The sequence below is a fragment of the Peribacillus alkalitolerans genome, assembly GCF_010882125.1.
In the GTDB taxonomy this organism is placed as follows: domain Bacteria; phylum Bacillota; class Bacilli; order Bacillales; family DSM-1321; genus Bacillus_BN; species Bacillus_BN alkalitolerans.
This window is the reverse complement of record NZ_JAAGVZ010000012.1, coordinates 31584-51456: the sequence shown is the minus strand read 5'-3', so window position 1 is coordinate 51456 and position 19873 is coordinate 31584. Positions and strand designations below refer to the sequence as shown.

20 protein-coding genes and 1 pseudogene are annotated in these 19873 nt (G+C 35.5%); 14 read left to right on the top strand and 7 right to left on the bottom strand.

Going from position 1 to position 19873, the window contains the following annotated elements:
* Positions 1-88 precede the first annotated feature (88 nt).
* Positions 89-1414, top strand: a complete 1326-nt coding sequence (locus G3O09_RS14640) for an FtsK/SpoIIIE domain-containing protein (protein WP_163102238.1) — start codon at positions 89-91, stop codon at positions 1412-1414.
* Complete coding sequence (locus G3O09_RS14635; protein ID WP_240338444.1) at positions 1317-1910, top strand: replication-relaxation family protein; 594 nt, start codon at positions 1317-1319, stop codon at positions 1908-1910. Before G3O09_RS14640 ends, G3O09_RS14635 begins: the two co-directional genes overlap by 98 nt.
* A 576-nt stretch (positions 1911-2486) precedes the next feature.
* Here the strand turns inward: G3O09_RS14635 and lexA are convergent.
* On the bottom strand, positions 2487-3113 hold the full coding sequence (lexA, locus tag G3O09_RS14630; RefSeq protein ID WP_163102236.1) for a transcriptional repressor LexA: 627 nt from the start codon (positions 3111-3113) through the stop codon (positions 2487-2489).
* Positions 3114-3262: 149 nt separating this feature from the next.
* Between lexA and yneA the strand changes: the two genes are divergently transcribed.
* From yneA to tkt, 4 genes are all read left to right on the top strand, one after another.
* Entirely contained in the window at positions 3263-3580 is a 318-nt protein-coding gene (gene yneA / locus G3O09_RS14625) for a cell division suppressor protein YneA (RefSeq protein ID WP_163102235.1), read from the top strand.
* 15 nt (positions 3581-3595) lie between these two features.
* Positions 3596-4246, top strand: a complete 651-nt coding sequence (locus G3O09_RS14620; protein WP_163102234.1) for a YneB family resolvase-like protein — start codon at positions 3596-3598, stop codon at positions 4244-4246.
* A gap of 75 nt (positions 4247-4321) precedes the next feature.
* The gene (locus G3O09_RS14615; protein ID WP_163102233.1) at positions 4322-4555 is read left to right on the top strand and encodes a DUF896 domain-containing protein; all 234 of its coding nucleotides are present in this window, start codon (positions 4322-4324) and stop codon (positions 4553-4555) included.
* A gap of 169 nt (positions 4556-4724) precedes the next feature.
* On the top strand, positions 4725-6731 hold the full coding sequence (gene tkt / locus G3O09_RS14610; RefSeq protein WP_163102232.1) for a transketolase: 2007 nt from the start codon (positions 4725-4727) through the stop codon (positions 6729-6731).
* 360 nt (positions 6732-7091) lie between these two features.
* Here the strand turns inward: tkt and G3O09_RS14605 are convergent, their stop codons facing one another.
* Positions 7092-7664 carry a GNAT family N-acetyltransferase gene (locus tag G3O09_RS14605; protein ID WP_163102231.1) on the bottom strand — a complete coding sequence of 191 codons (573 nt, stop codon included), beginning with the start codon at positions 7662-7664 and terminating at the stop codon, positions 7092-7094.
* Positions 7665-7831: 167 nt separating this feature from the next.
* Between G3O09_RS14605 and sirA the strand changes: the two genes are divergently transcribed.
* From sirA to G3O09_RS14580, 5 genes and pseudogenes are all read left to right on the top strand, one after another.
* Positions 7832-8272, top strand: a complete 441-nt coding sequence (sirA, locus tag G3O09_RS14600; protein ID WP_163102230.1) for a sporulation inhibitor of replication protein SirA — start codon at positions 7832-7834, stop codon at positions 8270-8272.
* A gap of 75 nt (positions 8273-8347) precedes the next feature.
* Complete coding sequence (locus G3O09_RS14595) at positions 8348-8557, top strand: YneF family protein (protein ID WP_163102229.1); 210 nt, start codon at positions 8348-8350, stop codon at positions 8555-8557.
* Positions 8558-9034: 477 nt separating this feature from the next.
* A pseudogene (locus G3O09_RS14590) lies at positions 9035-9109 on the top strand (YneF family protein); the annotation flags it as partial.
* A 143-nt stretch (positions 9110-9252) separates the two neighbouring features.
* The gene (locus G3O09_RS14585; protein WP_163102227.1) at positions 9253-10998 is read left to right on the top strand and encodes an ABC transporter transmembrane domain-containing protein; all 1746 of its coding nucleotides are present in this window, start codon (positions 9253-9255) and stop codon (positions 10996-10998) included.
* Between the two features lie 3 nt (positions 10999-11001).
* The gene (locus G3O09_RS14580; RefSeq protein WP_163102226.1) at positions 11002-12795 is read left to right on the top strand and encodes an ABC transporter ATP-binding protein; all 1794 of its coding nucleotides are present in this window, start codon (positions 11002-11004) and stop codon (positions 12793-12795) included.
* Between the two features lie 142 nt (positions 12796-12937).
* Here the strand turns inward: G3O09_RS14580 and G3O09_RS14575 are convergent, their stop codons facing one another.
* The gene (locus tag G3O09_RS14575; RefSeq protein ID WP_163102225.1) at positions 12938-13123 is read right to left on the bottom strand and encodes an aspartyl-phosphate phosphatase Spo0E family protein; all 186 of its coding nucleotides are present in this window, start codon (positions 13121-13123) and stop codon (positions 12938-12940) included.
* Between the two features lie 306 nt (positions 13124-13429).
* On the opposite strand from G3O09_RS14575, the gene G3O09_RS14570 reads away from it, so the two are divergent.
* From G3O09_RS14570 to G3O09_RS14560, 3 genes are all read left to right on the top strand, one after another.
* Complete coding sequence (locus G3O09_RS14570; protein ID WP_163102224.1) at positions 13430-14137, top strand: cytochrome c biogenesis CcdA family protein; 708 nt, start codon at positions 13430-13432, stop codon at positions 14135-14137.
* Between the two features lie 212 nt (positions 14138-14349).
* Positions 14350-14709, top strand: coding sequence for a response regulator (locus G3O09_RS14565; protein ID WP_163102223.1), 360 nt, complete (start codon positions 14350-14352; stop codon positions 14707-14709).
* Between the two features lie 124 nt (positions 14710-14833).
* Complete coding sequence (locus tag G3O09_RS14560) at positions 14834-15310, top strand: CcdC family protein (protein WP_163102222.1); 477 nt, start codon at positions 14834-14836, stop codon at positions 15308-15310.
* 392 nt (positions 15311-15702) lie between these two features.
* On the opposite strand, the gene G3O09_RS14555 is transcribed toward G3O09_RS14560, so the two are convergent.
* The 4 genes from G3O09_RS14555 to G3O09_RS14540 form a co-directional block, all read right to left on the bottom strand.
* A complete protein-coding gene (locus G3O09_RS14555; RefSeq protein ID WP_163102221.1) occupies positions 15703-16845 on the bottom strand; it encodes a glycosyltransferase family 4 protein in 1143 nt (380 codons plus the stop codon).
* 30 nt (positions 16846-16875) lie between these two features.
* Entirely contained in the window at positions 16876-17400 is a 525-nt protein-coding gene (locus G3O09_RS14550) for a phosphatase PAP2 family protein (RefSeq protein WP_163102219.1), read from the bottom strand.
* Positions 17401-17482: 82 nt separating this feature from the next.
* Positions 17483-18826, bottom strand: coding sequence for a UDP-glucose dehydrogenase family protein (locus G3O09_RS14545; protein ID WP_163102218.1), 1344 nt, complete (start codon positions 18824-18826; stop codon positions 17483-17485).
* A 42-nt stretch (positions 18827-18868) separates the two neighbouring features.
* Positions 18869-19873, bottom strand: a complete 1005-nt coding sequence (locus tag G3O09_RS14540; RefSeq protein ID WP_163102217.1) for a metal-dependent hydrolase — start codon at positions 19871-19873, stop codon at positions 18869-18871.

Below are 19873 nucleotides of genomic sequence, written 5' to 3'. Positions count from 1 at the left end.
CTATATTTTATCGGATTCTTCTACGCTCTTTTTCAATTTACTCAGTCGAATAAGGCACACAATTTTTAAGTGGTTAGGAGGCAAGAAAATGATTGAATGGCTAGCGTTCCCTACACTTATATTAGGTGTTGCACTTCTCCCTAAAGGAAGTGGGAATGACCGTAAAACGATTGATTCAATTATAGAAAATACAAGGCTCAGAATACCGAATAAGAATGGGGATTTCATGTATCCAAGATATAAAAAGAAATTTCCTATCACAGATGATGGTAAGAAGCCCAATGAAAAGAAAACCAACGTTATTGGCACCCAATATCAATACACCGTTCCTTTAGGGATCCCAGTATCTGAAATCTGTGAAAGGGAACGCAAAGGCCAAGTGTTTTCTGATGGGTTAGGAAAGCCGGTGATCATGAGGTACCACAGGGAATCGAGGAAATTATTAATCTCAGTATTCAATAAGGATATTCCTAAACTATTCCCTTATAGTGAAGTGCCTGTAATGAAAGGATGGGTTATTCCTTTAGGAAAAGGTGTGGAAGGAATGGAGTGGCATGATTTCGATAAGATTCCACACTTTAACATTGCCGGAACCACTCGTTTTGGTAAAACCGTTTTCTTAAAAGTACTAATGACATATCTCATTGAACATCATCCAGACGAAGTAGAGTTTTATATTATCGATTTAAAAGGTGGGTTGGAATTTGGGAAGTGGGAGCAATTAGAGCAAGTAAAGAAGGTAGCCGGCACTACAGATGAAGCATACGATTTTCTTGAATATCTTTGGGTATTAATTTCTAATGACTTTGATTACTTTAGACGAAATTTTATTTCTAATATTGTGGATACCAAAATCAAAAGAAGAAGATTCATTATTGTGGATGAAGGAGCTCAGTTCACAGCGGGGAAGTGGATGGATAAAGAAGAAAAAAATAAACTGGACGAATGTAGAGCTATATTAGCTAAAATTGCTCAGATTGCAGGAGCTTTAGGTTATAGACTCATTTATGCTACTCAATATCCAACAACTCAAACATTGGATCCACAGATTAAAATGAATGCAGATGCTAAATTAACGTATCGTTTGGCAACTGGATATGCTTCAGAGGTTGCGATTGACCAACCAGGAGCCGAAAAACTACCGACTGATATAAAAGGAAGAGCTTTATTTAAGACACATCAAGTAGTAGAACTACAAACACCTTTAATAGAAGAAAAAGAAATGTGGGAACTTCTAGGAAAGTACCAAGTACCAGTAAGAGTATTGGAAGGAGTGACATTTAATAATGTCGTGGACAGTCAAGAAACAAGAGAGAGTGGAAATAATACTAACGATAATCGACAAACTGGGATTCGTGAGCAGAAGCCAAATTCAAACCATAGCTTCTTTGAAATCAGGGAGAAACGCACTTAAAGTGATTGGGGATATGAAGGAGTATTTAAACGTAAAACGTCATCCAGAACGCTATGGAGAGAATGTGTACTACCTGAATCAGAAGGGAAGGAACTATATCGGTAGCAGTAAAGAAAGACAATACAATCAAACTGTGGAACATAGCCTTCTTCGAAATGATCTATATATTTATTTCCAACAACCGAGGGATTTTCTTATTGAACCAGAAGTGGAATTTGGGGGAGGGTTACAACGTAAGTTTGTTAGACCAGATGCTCATTTCACAATAGATGGTCAAGACTATTTTGTGGAAGTAGATCGTATCCAAGACATGAGCGACAATAAAAAGAAAATCTCCTACTACTCACAGCTATCTCCTATCATGGAATCCAGCCGTAACAAACCACCTATCCTTATATTCTTCACACTCACTAAAACCCGGAAAAAACTGATTGCTGCAGTATGCCAAGAAAACAATGTTAAGTTTCAAATCCTTTCTAAGGAAGAAGTGGTGTAAATGTTCTTCCAATACTACTGTGATTTTTGCCAGGAATACACCTACACATTGTGGAACGAATACACATCGGTAAATTGCTTTAACTGTTGCGGGGAGTCACAGGCTACAGGATTGTCTATCAATCCACAGAAAGAACAAATTGGCTCATAGTCGCTTAGACTACGAGCCTTTTCTTTTTGACCAAAATAATGACCAAAGTATGACCAAAATTTATATATTTTTATACATATCCTATTACTATATCGAATATAAATATAGGTTAAAAATATTGCATTAAAAGGAGTGTAGATATCAATATATGTCGTATTTCTTCTATAATATATGTTCCGTACACAGGTTCACCCATGGGAACGCGAACAATATATGAGCATGTACTAAGAGATACAAACCCTTGATACCTTTGGTATCGAGGGTTATTTTTTTTCTTTTGTGAGGGATAGGAATATAGTAAAGGGGATGTTTTGCTTACCCACGATATGCACATGAAGAATTTATAAAAAAATGTTCTTGAAGGCTACACATGGTAAAAAATGATAATATAATTCACAAAATAAAAAAAGCGCAAATTGCGCTTTTTTAGTGGATTTCTCTATAAAGACCAATTACCTTGCCCAAAATGGATACATTTTGAAGAATGATAGGTTCTAGACTTGAGTTTTCTGGTTGAAGCCTGAAATGATCCTTTTCCTTGAAGAAGCGTTTAACTGTTGCTTCATCCTCTTCTGTCATTGCAACTACAATGTCTCCATTGTTAGCAGTTTTTTGTTGTTTAACAATTACAAAGTCCCCGTCATGTATACCTGCTTCAATCATACTATCTCCCATGATTTCGAGCATGAATACCTGTTCGTCGTGGCCTGCAGCCAAGTGTTCAGGCAGTGGGAAGTATTCCTCAACATTTTCAATGGCCGTAATAGGTTGACCAGCAGTGACTTTACCTATAAGAGGTACATTAATTACATTTGGTCTTGGTACAGATAGTTCTTCTTCCATTTCTAAAATCTCAATAGCTCTTGGTTTTGTAGGATCTCTTCTAATCAGGCCTTTACTTTCCAATCTGGCAAGATGACCGTGAACAGTAGAGCTAGAAGCCAATCCAACCGCTTCCCCAATTTCTCGAACGGAAGGTGGATAGCCCTTTTTTCTAACTTCATCCTTAATGAACTCAAGAATGTCCTCCTGACGTTTCGACAATTTGTTCATAGTCGCACCCCATCTCTTAATCTTAAGAAAATTATAGCATGTCTATAAAAAAGATACAAACATATGTTTGAATTTCTATTGACACAAACAAATGTTCTTATTACAATAAAATCATGAAACAGAACATACATTCGAAAATAGGAGTTGACATGATTGTGTTAAAAACTTTATTAGATCGCTATTCTTTCACAATATTATTAATGGGTGTTTCACTAGCCCTTTCTGTTGTTATATTATTTCATCTATCTAAAGCACCTACTGAAGAGTTTCTATCTGTAACGGTTAGTAAAGGTGATACTGTTTGGGAATTAGCAAATCAATATGAAACAGAAGATCTATCCAAGCAAGACATCATTTCGTGGATCGAAGAACACAATGAAATTAACATTCATGAAATTAAGCCTGGACAATCCATTGTTTTGCCTATAAAGTCATCGATGGATGAAAATCAATACGCAAGTAAATAAAAAGGAATGAGTTATATGAAAGCGGTCATTTATTGCCGGGTGAGCACTGAGAAGGAGACACAGGAAACATCCTTGATTCGACAAGAATCTGAGCTTGTCGAATTGGCAAAAGCTCGAGGAATGGATGTCATTCAAAAGGTTAAGGAAAAAGCAAGTGGGTACGAAATAGAAAGAGAAGGAATCCTACAAGTACTGGACTTGATAAAGGAAAACAGCATAGATGCATTATTAATACAAGATGAAACAAGGCTTGGTAGAGGAAATGCAAAAGTAGCTTTACTCCACTTTTTACTTAAAAACGGTGTCAAAATCTATACGATTTCCCACAATGGAGAAATAGAGCTCTCAGAATCAGATAGTATGGTTCTTCAAATAGTAGGAATTGTAGAAGAATATCAAAGGAAGCTTCATAACTTAAAAATAAAAAGAGGTATGAAAAGAGCGGTTGAACAGGGTTATCGTCCAGAGAAAAATATTAAGAACCAAGGTGCCTTTGGAGGAAGAGAAAAGATTGTCGTCCCAACAGAAGAAATTGTCAGGTTGAGGAATAATGGGCTCACTTTCCATGAAATTGCTGCAACATTAAGAGGCTTTGGATATGATGTATCAAAAGCTACTGTTCATAGAAGATTTGTGGAATATGAACAATCTACCAATGAGAAATAATGCTTTTATCTTGTAAACTACTTCAATTTTATATAACATGACAGTATTGAACTAACTGCGAGAAGGGGCGTTAAAATGCTGTCAAAAGAAAAATTAGCAAGAATTAATGAGTTGTCTAAAAAATCAAAGTCGGTTGGCTTAACCATAGAAGAAGCGAAAGAACAAACAAAACTTCGTAGTGAATACTTAACAACATTCAGAAAATCGATGACCGATACCATCGAGCATTTGACTGTAATTGATCCTAACGGTAACGATGTTACACCTGAAAAGGTAAAAGCCATTAAGAATAAAAAGAACTTACATTAAAGAATGCAACGAATTGCATTCTTTTTTTTATCCATACTAAATATATGTTTGTCCATATTATGAAAATAGATTATAATTTGATGTTCTTAAGGGTTTTGAGTTGTCAACTTTCCTTGCTATCTATAATATTAAAACAAAGTAATTTCTCTTTAATGAAAGGATGTATGAAATGACAGACAAACTGGATGTACTATCCATAAATTCAATTAGAACTTTATCTATTGATGCAATCGAAAAGGCAAATTCTGGGCACCCAGGTATGCCTATGGGTGCTGCACCTATGGCCTATACTCTTTGGACAAAATTTATGAATCATAACCCTAAAAATCCTACTTGGTTCAATAGGGATCGTTTTGTACTTTCTGCAGGCCATGGATCAATGCTTTTATATAGTCTTTTACATTTATCAGGATATGATTTATCTATGGATGAAATTAAATCCTTCCGTCAATGGGGCAGTAAAACACCAGGGCATCCTGAGTATAAACATACTCCAGGTGTGGAAGCGACTACGGGTCCACTTGGTCAAGGGGTTGCTATGGCTGTTGGTATGGCAATGGCTGAAAGGCATTTGGCTGGTACATATAACAAAGAAGGATTCGAAGTGGTTGATCACTTTACATATAGTATTTGTGGAGACGGCGATTTAATGGAAGGTGTTTCAGCAGAGGCTGCATCTCTTGCTGCTCATCTTAAACTTGGTCGTTTAGTCGTATTGTATGATTCAAATGATATTTCTCTAGATGGTGATCTTAACCAATCATTCAGTGAAAGTGTGGAAGGTCGCTTCAAGGCATATGGTTGGCAATACATCCGTGTTAATGATGGGAATGATTTAGAAGAACTTACTAATGCATTAAGTGAAGCAAAATCTGATTTAAATCACCCAACTTTAATTGAAGTAAAAACAGTAATTGGTTATGGCGCTCCTACCAAGTCTGGTAAATCAGCTGTGCACGGTGCTCCACTTGGTGCAGATGAGTTAAAATTAACAAAAGAAAATTACAAATGGACATTCGAGGAAGACTTCCACGTGCCGAATGAAGTATATGATCACTTCAATAATGCTTGTGTTGAGGCAGGGAAATCAAAAGAAGACGAATGGAATACACTATTTGAAAAATACAAAGAAGCACATCCGGAGCTTGGCAATCAACTTCATGCTGCTATCGAAGGTAAATTGCCAGAAGGATGGGATTCTGAAATTCCAGTATACGAAGAAGGAAAGAGCTTAGCTAGCCGTGCATCAAGCGGGGAAGTATTGAATGCTATTGCTAAAAATCTTCCGTCATTCTTTGGTGGATCCGCTGATTTGGCTGGATCAAATAATACGATGATAAAGGGTGAAAAAGACTTCCTTCCAAATCATTATGAGGGTCGTAACATCTGGTTTGGTGTACGTGAATTTGCTATGGGTGCTGCCCTAAATGGAATGGCATTACATGGAGGATTAAAGGTATACGGTGGTACATTCTTTGTTTTCTCTGACTATTTGCGCCCTGCAATCCGTTTATCTGCATTGATGCAACTTCCAGTAACGTATGTGTTTACACATGATAGTATAGCTGTGGGTGAAGATGGTCCGACACATGAACCAATCGAACAATTGCCATCGCTTAGAACAATGCCAGGATTGTCTGTGGTACGTCCTGCAGATGGTAATGAAACTGCTGCTGCGTGGAAGCTAGCAATTGAAAGTACAGATCGTCCTACAGTCTTAGTATTGACTCGCCAAAACCTACCAACTATAAAAGGTACGGATACTAATGCGTATGAAGGCGTTTCTAAAGGTGGTTATGTAATTTCTCCATCTGGAAAAGAAACAGCTGATGGAATATTACTTGCTTCTGGTTCTGAAGTGAACTTAGCTGTCCAAGCTCAACAAGCGCTTGCTTCTGAGGGAATCAATGTTTCTGTAGTAAGCTTGCCATCTTTTGACAGATTCGAACAGCAACCACAAAGCTACAAAGATTCTGTTTTACCTCCAAGTGTTAAAAAGAGGTTAGGAATTGAAATGGCATCTTCATTTGGCTGGCATAAATATGTTGGAGATGAAGGAGAAGTTTTAGGTATTGATCAATTCGGTGCTTCTGCTCCAGGTAATAAAATTATGGAAGAATATGGATTCTCTGTTTCGAATGTCGTTGCTAGAATGAAGGCAATCATTCAAAAATAAGAATAATAAAAAGATATCCGGAAGTCCGGATATCTTTTTATTTGGCTGTTTTCATAAACTTTGTTGCTAAATAAAAAAAGAGTGGTTGATTGCAGCGAGAGGATAATCGCTTTCCACCTGTGGGGTCTCATCTGTCCCTCAGCTCCCGCAGAGGTCTCACACCTTCCGCTCAATCAACCTGTTTATTAACCGTACTCCTTTAACAAAACCAATCTTTTTGATAAGAGCCTTTTATTTTAAAGGTTATGCGTTATTTTTCATATGAAAAGAAACGAGGAAAATCTATTTCAAAGTTTACAGTATGAATCCTCCAACCTTATATCTCTTTTTGGAAAATCTGTAAGCTTTCTATTGATTTAACTACAACTTATATTTTTCCCATTCCTCTTTTATTATTGAAAACATCCTCACATCATGATGCTTCCCTTTAATAAAAATTTCTTTCCGTAAAACTCCTTCAAATATCATCCCTGATTTTTCAAGTACTCGCTGGGAACCTTTATTATCTAATAGAGTTCTTGCTTGAATACGTATAAGATCCATTTTTTCAAAGCCAAACTTAATAAGCGCTTGTGAAGCTTCTGTCATTAACCCTATTCCCCAAAGGGAAGGCGCCAAGACATATCCTATTTCTGCACGATTGTGTTTCGGTTGCCAGGATACAAAGTCAATAGTACCAATAATTCCTGGATTCTCTTTCAACTCTATGCCCCAAGGTGCTAGCTGATGTTTTTCATATTGTCCCAATACAAAATTTAGATACGATTTAGTATCAATTAGTGTGCGATGGGAGTCCCATGTCACGTACTTAGAAACCTCATCATCCGATGCATAGGTAAAAATATCTTCAATGTCATTCATTGTTAGCTTTCGAAGTTTAAGTCTATCAGTTTGTAATTCTGGTAAATCTGAAAAAATATCCTCTACTAACATGAGAAACACCCCTTTGAATAATAGTTATTTTCCATTATATAGAATTTAAATAAAAGAGAATTTAATATTTTTCGACAAAAAAAGCGAAAATACTCTACATCATTCAGCATATCTTTCTAATTATGGAATATATAATAGGAAAAAGAGGCTTGATAGGGGGAATCAAATTGAGACGTTATCAAATTTATTTAATTGAAGATGAATTTGCTGCTCATTATTTTGGTAAAGAACGTATGTTTCATCAGTTGTTTCATGAATACGAGAATTCCAAAGGTGACCTCTCTAATATATTAAAAAAGCAAATCCAATTCATTACTAAGCCGATCCCCATTTTCCGTTTACAACAAATGATAGAACAAAAATTACGTCGAAATAAATATTTTCATGAAGACAAAGGGGTATACTGTTTAAATATGCATAGTGGTAAAAGTACTGCAGAACTAACGGTAAATCAACATATGATGACCCTTTATTCGAATGGAACATTAGAAGCGGAAACGATTTTTTTTGAATGTATCAGACGATGTGAAGCCTCGTTTCTTGCAATTGACTTGCATAATGACCGATTTGGGTGGTTAAAGCCTATAAAGGAAAGAAAATTTGTGTAAAAAGACCAATGAATATTGTATAATATCCTTTGGTCAAGTACACTGATGAATAGACAACATGAAGGAGGAATAAAGATGATCTGGCTAGTTGGAATACTTGCATTAGTTGCTGGTGTTGCGATCGGATTTTTCATTGCACGTCAATATATGATGAGCTATTTAAAGAAGAACCCACCAATTAACGAACAAATGCTTAAAATGATGATGATGCAAATGGGTATGAAACCATCCCAAAAGAAAATCAATCAAATGATGAGCGCCATGAACAAACAGGGTGGCAAGTAATATTATTGTAAAACCTTGATACTATAGGCTTTATCATTAGATTGAAGCAATTATTACGGTGGACAACCTATATCTAAATGATAGTAGGGTTTAACCTTCCTCGTAATTTCTATAAAAATTGCTTGATTTTTCTTATCGTCACACAAAAGACCACTTTTCTGTTGAAAAATACAGTGAGGTGGTTTTTTTATGGAATTAGAAAATGTAATGGAAGAATATTTGTATCACTGTAAAGCTAAAGGATATACAGCTAAAACAATGATTGACAGTGATGTTTTTGCTGATGAAGATTAGGACGACAAAAGGCTATTAAGGGACGCTTAGTGGCTTTACTTATATATATAAGAAACAAGAAAGATCAACCTAAAATTATATGCTGGATTTTTTTTTCTAGACATAAGAAATAAAATGAGGTATTTTTCTTAACAGAAAAAGTGGTCGGAAATGTGTTTAAAACCCTTGATATTACTAGCTTTTTATCAAATGGGTATGAAACCATCTCAAAAGAAAATCAATCAAATGATGAGCGCCATGAACAAACAAACAAAATAATGGCAAACAAGCACTTCCAACTCGGAGGTGCTTTTTTATAACCATTATTTTTTAAAATTCAAATAATTCTAAAAACATCTGTTCGTATTGGAAAAATTTTGATAAACTATATGAACATATTGGAATTGAATTGAGGTGTCAAATTGAAGTTATTTATTGATTTAAAATGGTTTTTTATTCAAGAAAAGAAAGCTTACATTAGTGGGACGTTACTATTATTGTTGGTTGCGTTACTTACTCTAGTCCCCCCAAAGATTATTGGAAAGACAGTAGATGCAATAAGTAGTGGTAATATGAGCACGAAAGACATCGTTGTAAATATTTCTATTCTTGCCGTTACTGGCACCGTCATGTATGGTCTTAGGTATTATTGGCGGATCATGATTTTTGGATCAGCAGTTAAGTTGGCAAGACAGTTAAGGTCTAAATTATTTAATCATTTCACTGATATGCCCCAGTCATTTTTTCAACAGAGAAGAATTGGAGACTTAATGGCACATGCCACCAATGACCTTCAGGCAATCCAAGCTACAGCGGGTTCTGGTGTACTAACACTGGTCGACTCTCTTGCAACGGGTGGTTTTGTTATTTTGGCCATGTTTTTTATTGATTGGAAGCTTACACTGATTTGCTTAATTCCAATGCCATTAATGGCATTCTTAACGAATTATTATGGAACTTTACTACATAAAAGGTTTCATAAGGCTCAAGAAGCATTTTCAAATTTAAATGATAAAACACAGGAAAGTATCAGTGGGATTAGAGTGATTAAAACGTTCGGCCATGAGTACGAAGACATCCAGGCATTTACAAAGAAATCTGAAGAGGTAGTTGAAAAAAACATTGCGGTTGCTCGAGTAGATTCTTTATTTGATCCGACCATATCTATTATTGTTGGAATTTCGTTTTTCCTTTCTATTGCATTTGGTTCCAGGCTAGTCTTGAATAATAACCTTTCGATAGGCGAACTTGTATCGTTCTCCACTTATTTAGGGTTATTAATATGGCCTATGCTGGCTTTCGGGTGGTTGTTCAATATAGTAGAAAGAGGACGTGCTTCATATGACCGTGTGATGAATCTTCTTTCGGTAAAACCTGAAATAGTTGATAAACATGAAAGTCTTATATCAGTGCCAACGGGTGCCATCTATTATCAGATAGATGAGTTTAGTTACCCAGGTGAAAAACATCCTGTTCTAAGCGAAATACATTTTACTTTACAACAAGGAGAAACATTAGGAATTGTCGGAAGGACTGGGGCAGGTAAGACCACGCTAATGAAGCTCTTGACCAGGGAGTTTGAAGGGTATAAGGGTAGTATTAGCTATGGATCAAACGAAATAAAGGATTATTCATTAGATTCCCTAAGGCAATCCATTGGATATGTACCACAAGACCATTTTTTATTTTCTGCTTCCATTAAAGAAAATATTGCATTTTCCAAGTCAGATAGTGATATAAATTCTATTGAAAGTGCCGCAATGCTTTCACATATTCATGATGATATTAGAAACTTTCCGGATGGGTATGAAACATTGGTCGGCGAAAGAGGAGTCAGTTTATCCGGTGGGCAAAAACAAAGGATTTCTATTGCTCGTGCTTTGTTAATGGATTCAGAAGTGCTTCTTTTAGATGATTCTTTATCTGCGGTTGATGCGAAAACTGAACGAATTATCTTAGATCATCTTAAACGTGAGCGTGAAGGAAAAACCACCATGATTACTTCTCATCGTTTAAGCGCAATTAAGCATGCAAATCTAATCTTAGTTTTGGATCAAGGGAAAATCATACAAAGAGGATCCCATGAACAGTTAATGGCTGAAGAAGGCTGGTACAAAGATATGTATACTCAACAACAGCTCGAGCTACTAGTAGAGCATGGAGGATAGAAGATGCAAACGAACGATCAAATGAATGAAAAGAAGCATCAACGTGCTGTGCTTAAAAGACTGCTTTCATATTCTAGACCACATAAAAAGTTGATATTTACAGCCTTTTTCTTATTATTGCTTACCACTGTAGGTGATATTACAGGTCCCATATTAATTAAGGTTTTCATTGATGATTATCTAACTCCAAACAATCTTGTATGGGGACCTATTGTCAGTTTAGCTGGCGTATTTCTGACCATACAGATTCTGAACGTGTTTTTTAGTTACAATCAGTTATTCATCTTTCAAAAAATCGCCCTTGTAATCATTCAGCAGCTACGAGTGGATGTCTTTTCAAAAATACATAGCCTTGGTTTAAAGTATTTTGACTCTACTCCGGATGGCAGTATAGTATCAAGAATCACAAACGATACCGAAGCCATCAAAGACATGTTTGTTAGTGTATTGGGAACCTTTGTTCAAAGTTTCTTTTTAATTACGGGTATATTCATCGCCATGTTTATCTTGAACTTTAAATTAGCATTATTTTGCTTACTGATCATGCCTCTCATCTATTGGATCATATCCATGTATCGTAAATATAGTTCTAAGTTTTACCGAGATATCAGGGAATTGCTAAGTCAGTTAAATGCAAAAATGAATGAATCCTTACAAGGAATGTCCATAATTCAAGTATTTCGGCAAGAAAAACGTTTAAGAGATGAATTCGATACTATTAATGAGAAACATTATGTAGCAGGAATGAGAAATATCAAATTAGATGGTCTACTTCTTAGGCCAGCTATCGATCTTGTCTATTTCTTGGCCTTAATCCTGATACTAAGTTTCTTTGGGATATCGTCATTAAATAGTCCTATAGAAATCGGTGTCTTGTATGCATTTATAAACTATATTGATAGATTCTTTGAACCTATCAATCAAGTGATGATGAGGTTGTCGATGTATCAACAATCCATTATAGCGGCATCTAGGGTGTTTCAAGTTTTGGATGATCAGACGCTTGTTCCCGTTCAACAAAACCTGCCATTATCAATCGAAGAGGGGAGTCTAGAGTTTCGCAATATAAGTTTCTCCTATGATGGAAAACATGATGTTTTAAAGAATATCTCTTTTACTGCAAAGCCTGGAGAAATGATAGCGCTGGTTGGTCACACTGGTAGTGGGAAAAGCTCAATCATCAATTTACTAATGAGATTCTATGAATTTGAAAATGGTGATATTTTATTAGATGGTAAATCAATTCGAGAATATAGAAACGAGGAATTGAGAAGAAAAATTGGCCTTGTACTTCAGGATCCGTTCCTCTTTTATGGAAATGTTTCGGATAATATTAGATTATATGATGAATCCATCGCTCAAGAAGAGATTGAAGAGGCTGCTAAGTTTGTGCAAGCGCATGATTTTATTGAAAAGTTGACAGATGGATATTCGCATCCAGTCGTAGAAAGAGGATCGACTTTTTCGAGTGGTCAAAGACAGCTTATCGCTTTTGCACGTACCATTGCAACGAACCCTAAAATTTTGATTTTAGATGAAGCTACAGCGAACATCGATACGGAAACGGAAGAAGCGATTCAGGTTGCTTTAGAACAAATGAAAAAGGGTAGGACAACGATTGCAATCGCTCACCGACTTTCTACCATCCAGGATGCAGACCAAATATTAGTTTTGCATCATGGACAAATCGTTGAAAGAGGTACACACAACGAGCTTCTGACTTACAGAGGGTTATATTATAAAATGTACTTGTTACAGAATGGGTTAGTAGACAAAATGGAAGAAGTCGTTGGTTAAGGATGGAGAATACCAGTCTATATCCCTGTTAAAATAGGTAAACTAAAAAAAGAAAGACCTATCTTTTTTATAAAGGTAGGTCTCTTATTATGCAATGCAATGAATTTCTTTGAATAAAAAAATTATCGTAGGAAACAATTTTCTATCTGGAAATTAACGTTTTTTCTTCTAATAATCGATGATAATAGTCATTGTAAAGATTTAAAAGATGATCAAGTTCTTGACTTATTCTTAAAGTGGTAGAAGAGGCAAGGCCATATTTTGACACGCTTTGATTAAGTTCTCCACGCTTTCTTTCAATGGTTTGCAACAATTCGTTTTTATTCACGTTCAGAATCCTTTCAATCATTAACAGATAATGTAATTTTTTATTAGTATAATCCTTAATGGGAAATAATACAATTCTTTTGTATATAATATATTTGGAAATTTTTAAATATAATAATAGTGAGTGAACCATTATAAATTCTTCAATGAATTACTGTAATTTAATTTGTATAATAGTACCATTTCAAATCATATAATTATCTATTTTTTTACAAATGACATAAAATATTCACAAATCGATGGTTATCTTTTTTTTCAGCGTTTTGTTAGAATAACAATAGATAGATTTGTTTAGGAGATGTAATGGATGAGTGATGTGAATATTTTTATTGCCTTTGGAGCTGGATTTTTGAGTTTTATTTCTCCTTGTTGTCTACCATTGTACCCAGCATTTTTATCGTACATAACAGGGATGAGTGTTGGTGAATTAAAGACAGAAAACGCTATGCTCCAAAAAAGAAGTCTCTTACATACTTTGTTCTTTTTACTCGGATTTTCAGTCATTTTTATAGCAATTGGTTTTGGAACTTCTTTCATTGGGGATTTCTTTCAAAATTATAAAGACTTGATCCGTCAAATTGGTGCAATTATCATTGTATTTTTCGGTTTTATCATTGTAGGATGGCTAAAACCAGATTTTCTAATGAAGGACCGAAGATTTGAATTGAAGAATAGGCCAGGAGGATATATCGGTTCTGCTATCATTGGACTTGCATTCGCTGCTGGGTGGACGCCTTGTACAGGCCCGATTTTGATGAGTGTGATCGCCCTTGCGGCAACCAATCCGGGATCTGCTATGGTATATATGATTTCATATACTCTAGGTTTCGCAATCCCATTCCTTATTTTAAGTTTCTTTATTGGGAAGATGAAATGGATTAGAAAAAATAGCCACAAAATCGTTAAAGTGGGTGGCATCGTCATGATTTTAATGGGCGTAATTCTATATTTTGATTGGATGACTATGTTCATTTCTTACACAACTAATTTATTTGGAGGTTTCACAGGATTTTAACCTTTTCTTTTTAAATGAATGTGGATTGTGTGTGGTTATTTACCTTTTATTGTGTTATTTGTGAGATTATCTGTTTTCTCAAAATTTGTCGGAAAATTAAGTTTGAAAGTGTAGTTTATTTACGATATATTACTAGATGTGTTTATAGAATAATCAAGTGTTTATTTCGCATAGACATTGATCTGTTGTCTCAATGCGGGGAGGAAATATTTATGGCAAGAATTTTAGTTGTTGATGATGCAAAATTTATGAGGATGACTCTTTCCCATATATTAGAAAAGGCACAGCATGAAGTAATCGGTGAAGCTGAAAATGGAAAAGAGGCTATCCAATTATATCGTGATCATAAACCCGATATTGTGACGATGGATATTACAATGCCAGAAATGAGTGGCATCGAAGCCGTGCGTGAAATCAAAAAAGAGTTCCCTGAAGCAAAGGTCATCATGTGTTCCGCCATGGGGCAACAAAAGATGGTTGTTGAAGCCATTGAGGCTGGTGCAAAAGATTTTATCGTTAAACCATTCGATGAGTTGAGAGTTTCAGAAGCCATAAATCGTGTTTTGCGCTAACCGCTTGAAAAAGCGGTTTTTTTAGTACAAATTGTAATATGCCTATGATGTTTACTTTTCTAAGAGGCTGGCATAAGATATAATGAATATTGCAATTTATAAATAGATTAAAGGACTGAGCTGATTGTTTTATCTTTCAACTGCTATAGCCATTTTTATGGGTTTTCTAGTAATTATTATTCGTATGAAAGCTTCCAAGCATCCAGTTAATGCAAAGAAAATCATTTTACCTCCTATTTTTATGAGTACTGGTGCATTAATGTTCATTTTTCCATATTTCAGAGTCACTCCGATGGAAATACTCGAAGCGTTCTCAGTAGGAATGTTATTTTCACTATTATTAATTAAGACCTCTAAGTTCGAGATTAAGGACCAGCAGATTTTTTTAAAGAGATCCAAAGCATTTGCTTTTATTTTAATGGGTTTATTAATTGTTCGGATCATAGCCAAATTAATACTAAGCTCTACAATTGATGTCGGGCAGCTTGGAGGAATGTTCTGGATTCTTGCATTCGGAATGATATTACCATGGAGAGTCGCGATGTTTGTTCAATATAAGAAATTACATAACCAAATTAACAATGATATTACAGTCGTTTAAGCACCCTCGTTTGGGTGCTTTTTATTTTGGAGCTACTTGTTGTTGTCGTTTTTCTCTTCCTTACTTTTTTCTGCTCGATATCTAGCGCAATCCATTTTTAAACAAACTCCTTGAACATGATTACCATACTGCTTTCTGAAGATTTCAAGACAGTAGCATTTTTCAACCTGATTTTGATTTTTCATATAATCACCTTGTGTATTGATTTTAGTCAATTCAATTCTATTACTATACTAGCGTCTTCTGTTTAATTTTATATTACTCTATATGAATCAGAAATTGAGTAAATTTCGCAAAGCCATGAATTATTTTAATAAAAAAAAAGAGAGAACCGATATCTGGTCACTCTCTAAGTTACTTAAAACTTTAATTTTCTATTCGAAGTGTCATCATTAAGCAAATTTTTGTTTGTCCGTTTCCTGAATTACTCCTTCATATGACCACAATAATGTTTGGAAAATCCTCTCCCAATTTTGCCTTAAAGCATAGTTTCTACCTTCTGCTCCCATTTGATTACGGACATTATCATTTTGTAAAAGGTGAATTATAGCTTTAATAAACTCCTGTGCATTTCCTGGCTCACAAATAAGTCCTGTTATCCCATCTTGTATGATATTTCTTACTCCTCCTGAATTGGCTCCTATAGCAGGAGTGCCACTAGCTAAAGCTTCAAGAACCACATTACCAAACGTCTCAGTAGGAGAAGGGAAGACGAAAAGATCTGATATGGAATACACTTCAGCTAATTGATTTCCGTTTAAGTAGCCAGTAAAGAGCATGTTAGGGAGTGATGCCTGTTCGAGTTCCTTTCGTGAGGGACCATCCCCGACAATCAGCCACTGGATATCTTCGTTCATGGGAGGCGGAATTGAGTGTGCAATTTCCATCAAGGTTTTTATATCCTTTTCCGGTGATAGCCTTCCTACAAAGGTAAGAAGATACTTTTTCCGAATTCCGTACCGTTCACGGACGCTGAATTTTTCATAATTTGGGTGGAAAAGCTCGCAATCAACCCCTCTGGTCCAAATTTCTAGGTTTGTAAATCCCCGGCGTTTCAGCTGATCTAATGTTTCATTGGAAGGAACGAACAATTTCTTTAAAGGTCGATGGAACCATATCATGTATTTCCAAAGTATTTTTGATAGGAAGTCAAGGTTATAAAATTGTAAGTAATTATCAAAATCTGTATGATACGAGCCGACTAAAGGGATGTTCATTTTCTTAGCATAATAGACACCACAAAGCCCGATATTAAAAGGAGTAGCCACATGGATTAAATCAGGGGAGAAGCTTTGAAGTTCCGATTTTATTTGAAAAAGGTTTGGAAAGGCTAGACGGCATTCAGGATATAGGAAAAATGAAAGACTTTTAAATCGTTGAATATGATTGGAAACATATTCAGTTTCTTCAGTCTTAGGTGCAAAGACTTTAAAGGTAATGTTTTGGTCGCTTAAATAATCAGTGAAACGCTTCAAAGTTCTAGCTACTCCGTTAATATCCGGATCATACGTATCAGTGAAAATAGCAATTTTCATAAAAAACAATACCTCCTTTAAAGTTCTTCATTAAGTCAATATATAAAAACAAGATATCCCAAATAAGGATCCTACAATTAATCCTACTAATACGTCAGAAGGATAATGAAGCCCTAGATAAATTCTTGATAACCCGACACTAAAGCCTAGAGGTAAGAGGACTATGGATAGAATAGGCATATAAATAATAAAAGGAATAATAACAGAAAATATTGCTGTTGTATGACCAGATGGGAAAGAATGGTCTTGTAGTGGATTAGACGGAAACTTTGTTTTTTCTATAATTAAATAAGGACGTTTCCGTGGATACATCTTCTTAGCAAGATGAACTGGTAAATGACTTGAAATTAATGCAAGAGCGCTTGAAACTGCAATCATTTTTAATTCACTAGGCAATAGGAAAATGAGTGTGAGTACAGTTGCAATAGTATAAGTAGCCCCGCCTGCATGTGTAATGTTCCGGAAAAATAGATTGAGATGTTTTTGATCAAAATGGCGATTTAATCCATGGAGTATTCTGCACTCTAGAACATAACAGGCATTTAATAGTTTCATATTGGTTACCCCTTTTTAGCAGTATCATAGTAATCTAGTTTAAGATTTATGGTGTAATTGAATATGAAAGACAAATCAGATTTTAATGGTTTTCAAATGATATCATGTGATCCTTATTTATATTCGTAACAGTAGGCCTACCGATTGAAATATAAGTAATGGAATGTTTCTCAACCTCGTGAAGGGGAAAACAATTCCGCCCATCTATTACAATTGGATCATTCATATAAAAATGAAACTCCTGCAAAGGAATATCTTTGATTTGGCCCCATTCGGTTGCAATGATTGCTAAGTCTGCTTTGTTAAGAGCTAACCTTATGTCCTCGGTATACTCTATTGAGTTACCAAATATTTTTTTTACGTTTGGAATAGCAATTGGATCGTAGACAGTGATCCATGCTCCTTCTTCAAATAGCTCACTTATAATTGTTAACGATGCTGCTTCACGAACGTCGTCTGTGTTTGGTTTGAATGATAGGCCGAGTACAGCAACTTTTTTATCCATTAAAGTCCCTATTGCTTCTTTCGCTTTTTTTACCGGTAAAGATTGTTGTCGATTATTCACATTAATAACGGACTTGAGTAATTCAAAAGGGTGCTTATGATTTCCTGCGAGCTGAACTAGCGCTTTCGTATCCTTAGGAAAACATGAACCTCCATACCCGATTCCAGCCTGAAGGAAGTGGCGGCCAATGCGTTGATCCAAGCCTATTCCATTTGATACCTCATCGATATTGGCTCCAGTTTTTTCACAAATAGCTGCAATTTCATTAATGAAGCTGATTTTTGTAGCCAGAAATGCATTAGAGGCATATTTAATCATTTCCGCACTTCTAATATCTGTTTTAATAATTGGTACTTTCAAGGGCAGATAAATTTGTTCAATCATGTCTGTTGTGTTAGAATCATCACCTCCGATGATAATCCGGTCCGGGTTGAAGAAATCGCCGATGGCAGATCCTTCTCGCAGAAATTCGGAATTTGAAACGACATCAGCCTTTATAGTAGGGAGGATATTGCTAACAAGAATGCTTTTAATCTTTTCATTCGTACCAACAGGTACCGTACTTTTGGTACAAATAATGACATCGTTCTTTATATGTGTGGCTATTGTGTAAGCTGCTTCACCTATAAATTCGAGGTTAGCTGATCCATCAGGATGTTCAGGTGTACCTACAGCAATGAAAATGATTTCTGGGTTTGAATAGGCACGCTCTGGATCTAATGTAAAAGTAAGTCTTCCTTCACTCAGATTCTTTTTTAATAAAGGGTCGAGTTTAGGTTCATAAAGTGGCGATTTACCGGTTTGAAGTAATTCGATTTTTTCTTTATGAATGTCTATGCATGTCACTTGATGCCCCATTTCTGCCAAGCAAACACCAGTCACTAATCCAACATATCCCGCTCCTGCCACGGATATTTTCATCAAATCACTCCTTAAAAATTAGGTATTTTAAATAGTGAAAAATTAACAAACTTCTGTTCTGATTAGGGATTTTGGTGCTTTTTCTAACTCTCTCAATATTCTTCTATATTGTTTTAACGAACGTAACCTTCCAGTAAATGATGCTTTATGATTTAAATCCGAGGAAATATAAGTGACCACAAAGCATGGGAAGAATTTGTTAGTACGAAACCTGAGATCCTTCCAGTAAATAAAGTAACCATTCTTCCTTTTTGTAACAAAGGGATGTGCGTAATGGGTACTGGCCAGAAAATTGGTAATGTCCGTATCGTTCTTAATGAACATCACCAACTCCGGATGATTGACTTTTCTAGAAATTGTATACTCAATCATCAGGGATTGATTGGAATAAATACCAAAAAGAAAATCATCCTTAGTTTCAATTAAAACGTTCCAGGTAGAGATTCCTGTCTTAGGAATTAATTTGATATGGACAGCGTTTGGGAAATAAGTTTTTAAATATTTTTTTGTTTTATTCATTAAGGTCGTTCTCATGAAGATGTAAAAAAATAAGAGAATATATATGAATGCAAAAGCTTTTCCTGTCTCATAAAAAGGAATTATTGCAAATCCGATAACATGAATAGCCAAAATATAAGGATCAAGCAATGGAATCGCATCAAAGGCAATCCATTTTGATGTAAAAGGAAGGAATGCCTGGGTCCCATAGACATTGAATAAATCCAATAAAACATGGAGGGCGACTGCTAGAAATGTCCATATAAATAAATGAAAGAAGGAAGAATCAAGAAAGAATAGATATATGATTCCTGAAACTGCCAAAGCCCATAATGGGAGAGCAGGAAGAGAATGTGACCATCCTCGGTGATTACAGTAATAGTAGCTATTTCCTTTCACTTTTAATGCATAGTCAAAATCAGGTGCGTTTGAACCTATTACTGTACCAAAAAAAACTGCTTGTGAAAGAGGCGTACCCGCCACCACCGGGTCTATTTGAGCAAGAGCGCCTAATCCTATACCAATGATAATATGACTTGAAGTATCCAT

Bases quoted from the DNA above. Each gene is read 5' to 3' on its own strand.
- G3O09_RS14540 (WP_163102217.1), bottom strand. From the start codon at position 19,873: ATGGATACTTCAAGTCATATTATCATTGGTATAGGATTAGGCGCTCTT.
- G3O09_RS14615 (WP_163102233.1), top strand. From the start codon at position 4,322: ATGCTGTCAAAAGAAAAATTAGCAAGAATTAATGAGTTGTCTAAAAAA.
- tkt (WP_163102232.1), top strand. From the start codon at position 4,725: ATGACAGACAAACTGGATGTACTATCCATAAATTCAATTAGAACTTTA.
- G3O09_RS14550 (WP_163102219.1), bottom strand. From the start codon at position 17,400: ATGAAACTATTAAATGCCTGTTATGTTCTAGAGTGCAGAATACTCCAT.
- G3O09_RS14595 (WP_163102229.1), top strand. From the start codon at position 8,348: ATGATCTGGCTAGTTGGAATACTTGCATTAGTTGCTGGTGTTGCGATC.
- G3O09_RS14565 (WP_163102223.1), top strand. From the start codon at position 14,350: ATGGCAAGAATTTTAGTTGTTGATGATGCAAAATTTATGAGGATGACT.
- G3O09_RS14620 (WP_163102234.1), top strand. From the start codon at position 3,596: ATGAAAGCGGTCATTTATTGCCGGGTGAGCACTGAGAAGGAGACACAG.
- G3O09_RS14545 (WP_163102218.1), bottom strand. From the start codon at position 18,826: ATGAAAATATCCGTGGCAGGAGCGGGATATGTTGGATTAGTGACTGGT.
- lexA (WP_163102236.1), bottom strand. From the start codon at position 3,113: ATGAACAAATTGTCGAAACGTCAGGAGGACATTCTTGAGTTCATTAAG.
- G3O09_RS14640 (WP_163102238.1), top strand. From the start codon at position 89: ATGATTGAATGGCTAGCGTTCCCTACACTTATATTAGGTGTTGCACTT.
- G3O09_RS14555 (WP_163102221.1), bottom strand. From the start codon at position 16,845: ATGAAAATTGCTATTTTCACTGATACGTATGATCCGGATATTAACGGA.
- G3O09_RS14570 (WP_163102224.1), top strand. From the start codon at position 13,430: ATGAGTGATGTGAATATTTTTATTGCCTTTGGAGCTGGATTTTTGAGT.
- G3O09_RS14605 (WP_163102231.1), bottom strand. From the start codon at position 7,664: ATGTTAGTAGAGGATATTTTTTCAGATTTACCAGAATTACAAACTGAT.
- yneA (WP_163102235.1), top strand. From the start codon at position 3,263: ATGATTGTGTTAAAAACTTTATTAGATCGCTATTCTTTCACAATATTA.
- G3O09_RS14580 (WP_163102226.1), top strand. From the start codon at position 11,002: ATGCAAACGAACGATCAAATGAATGAAAAGAAGCATCAACGTGCTGTG.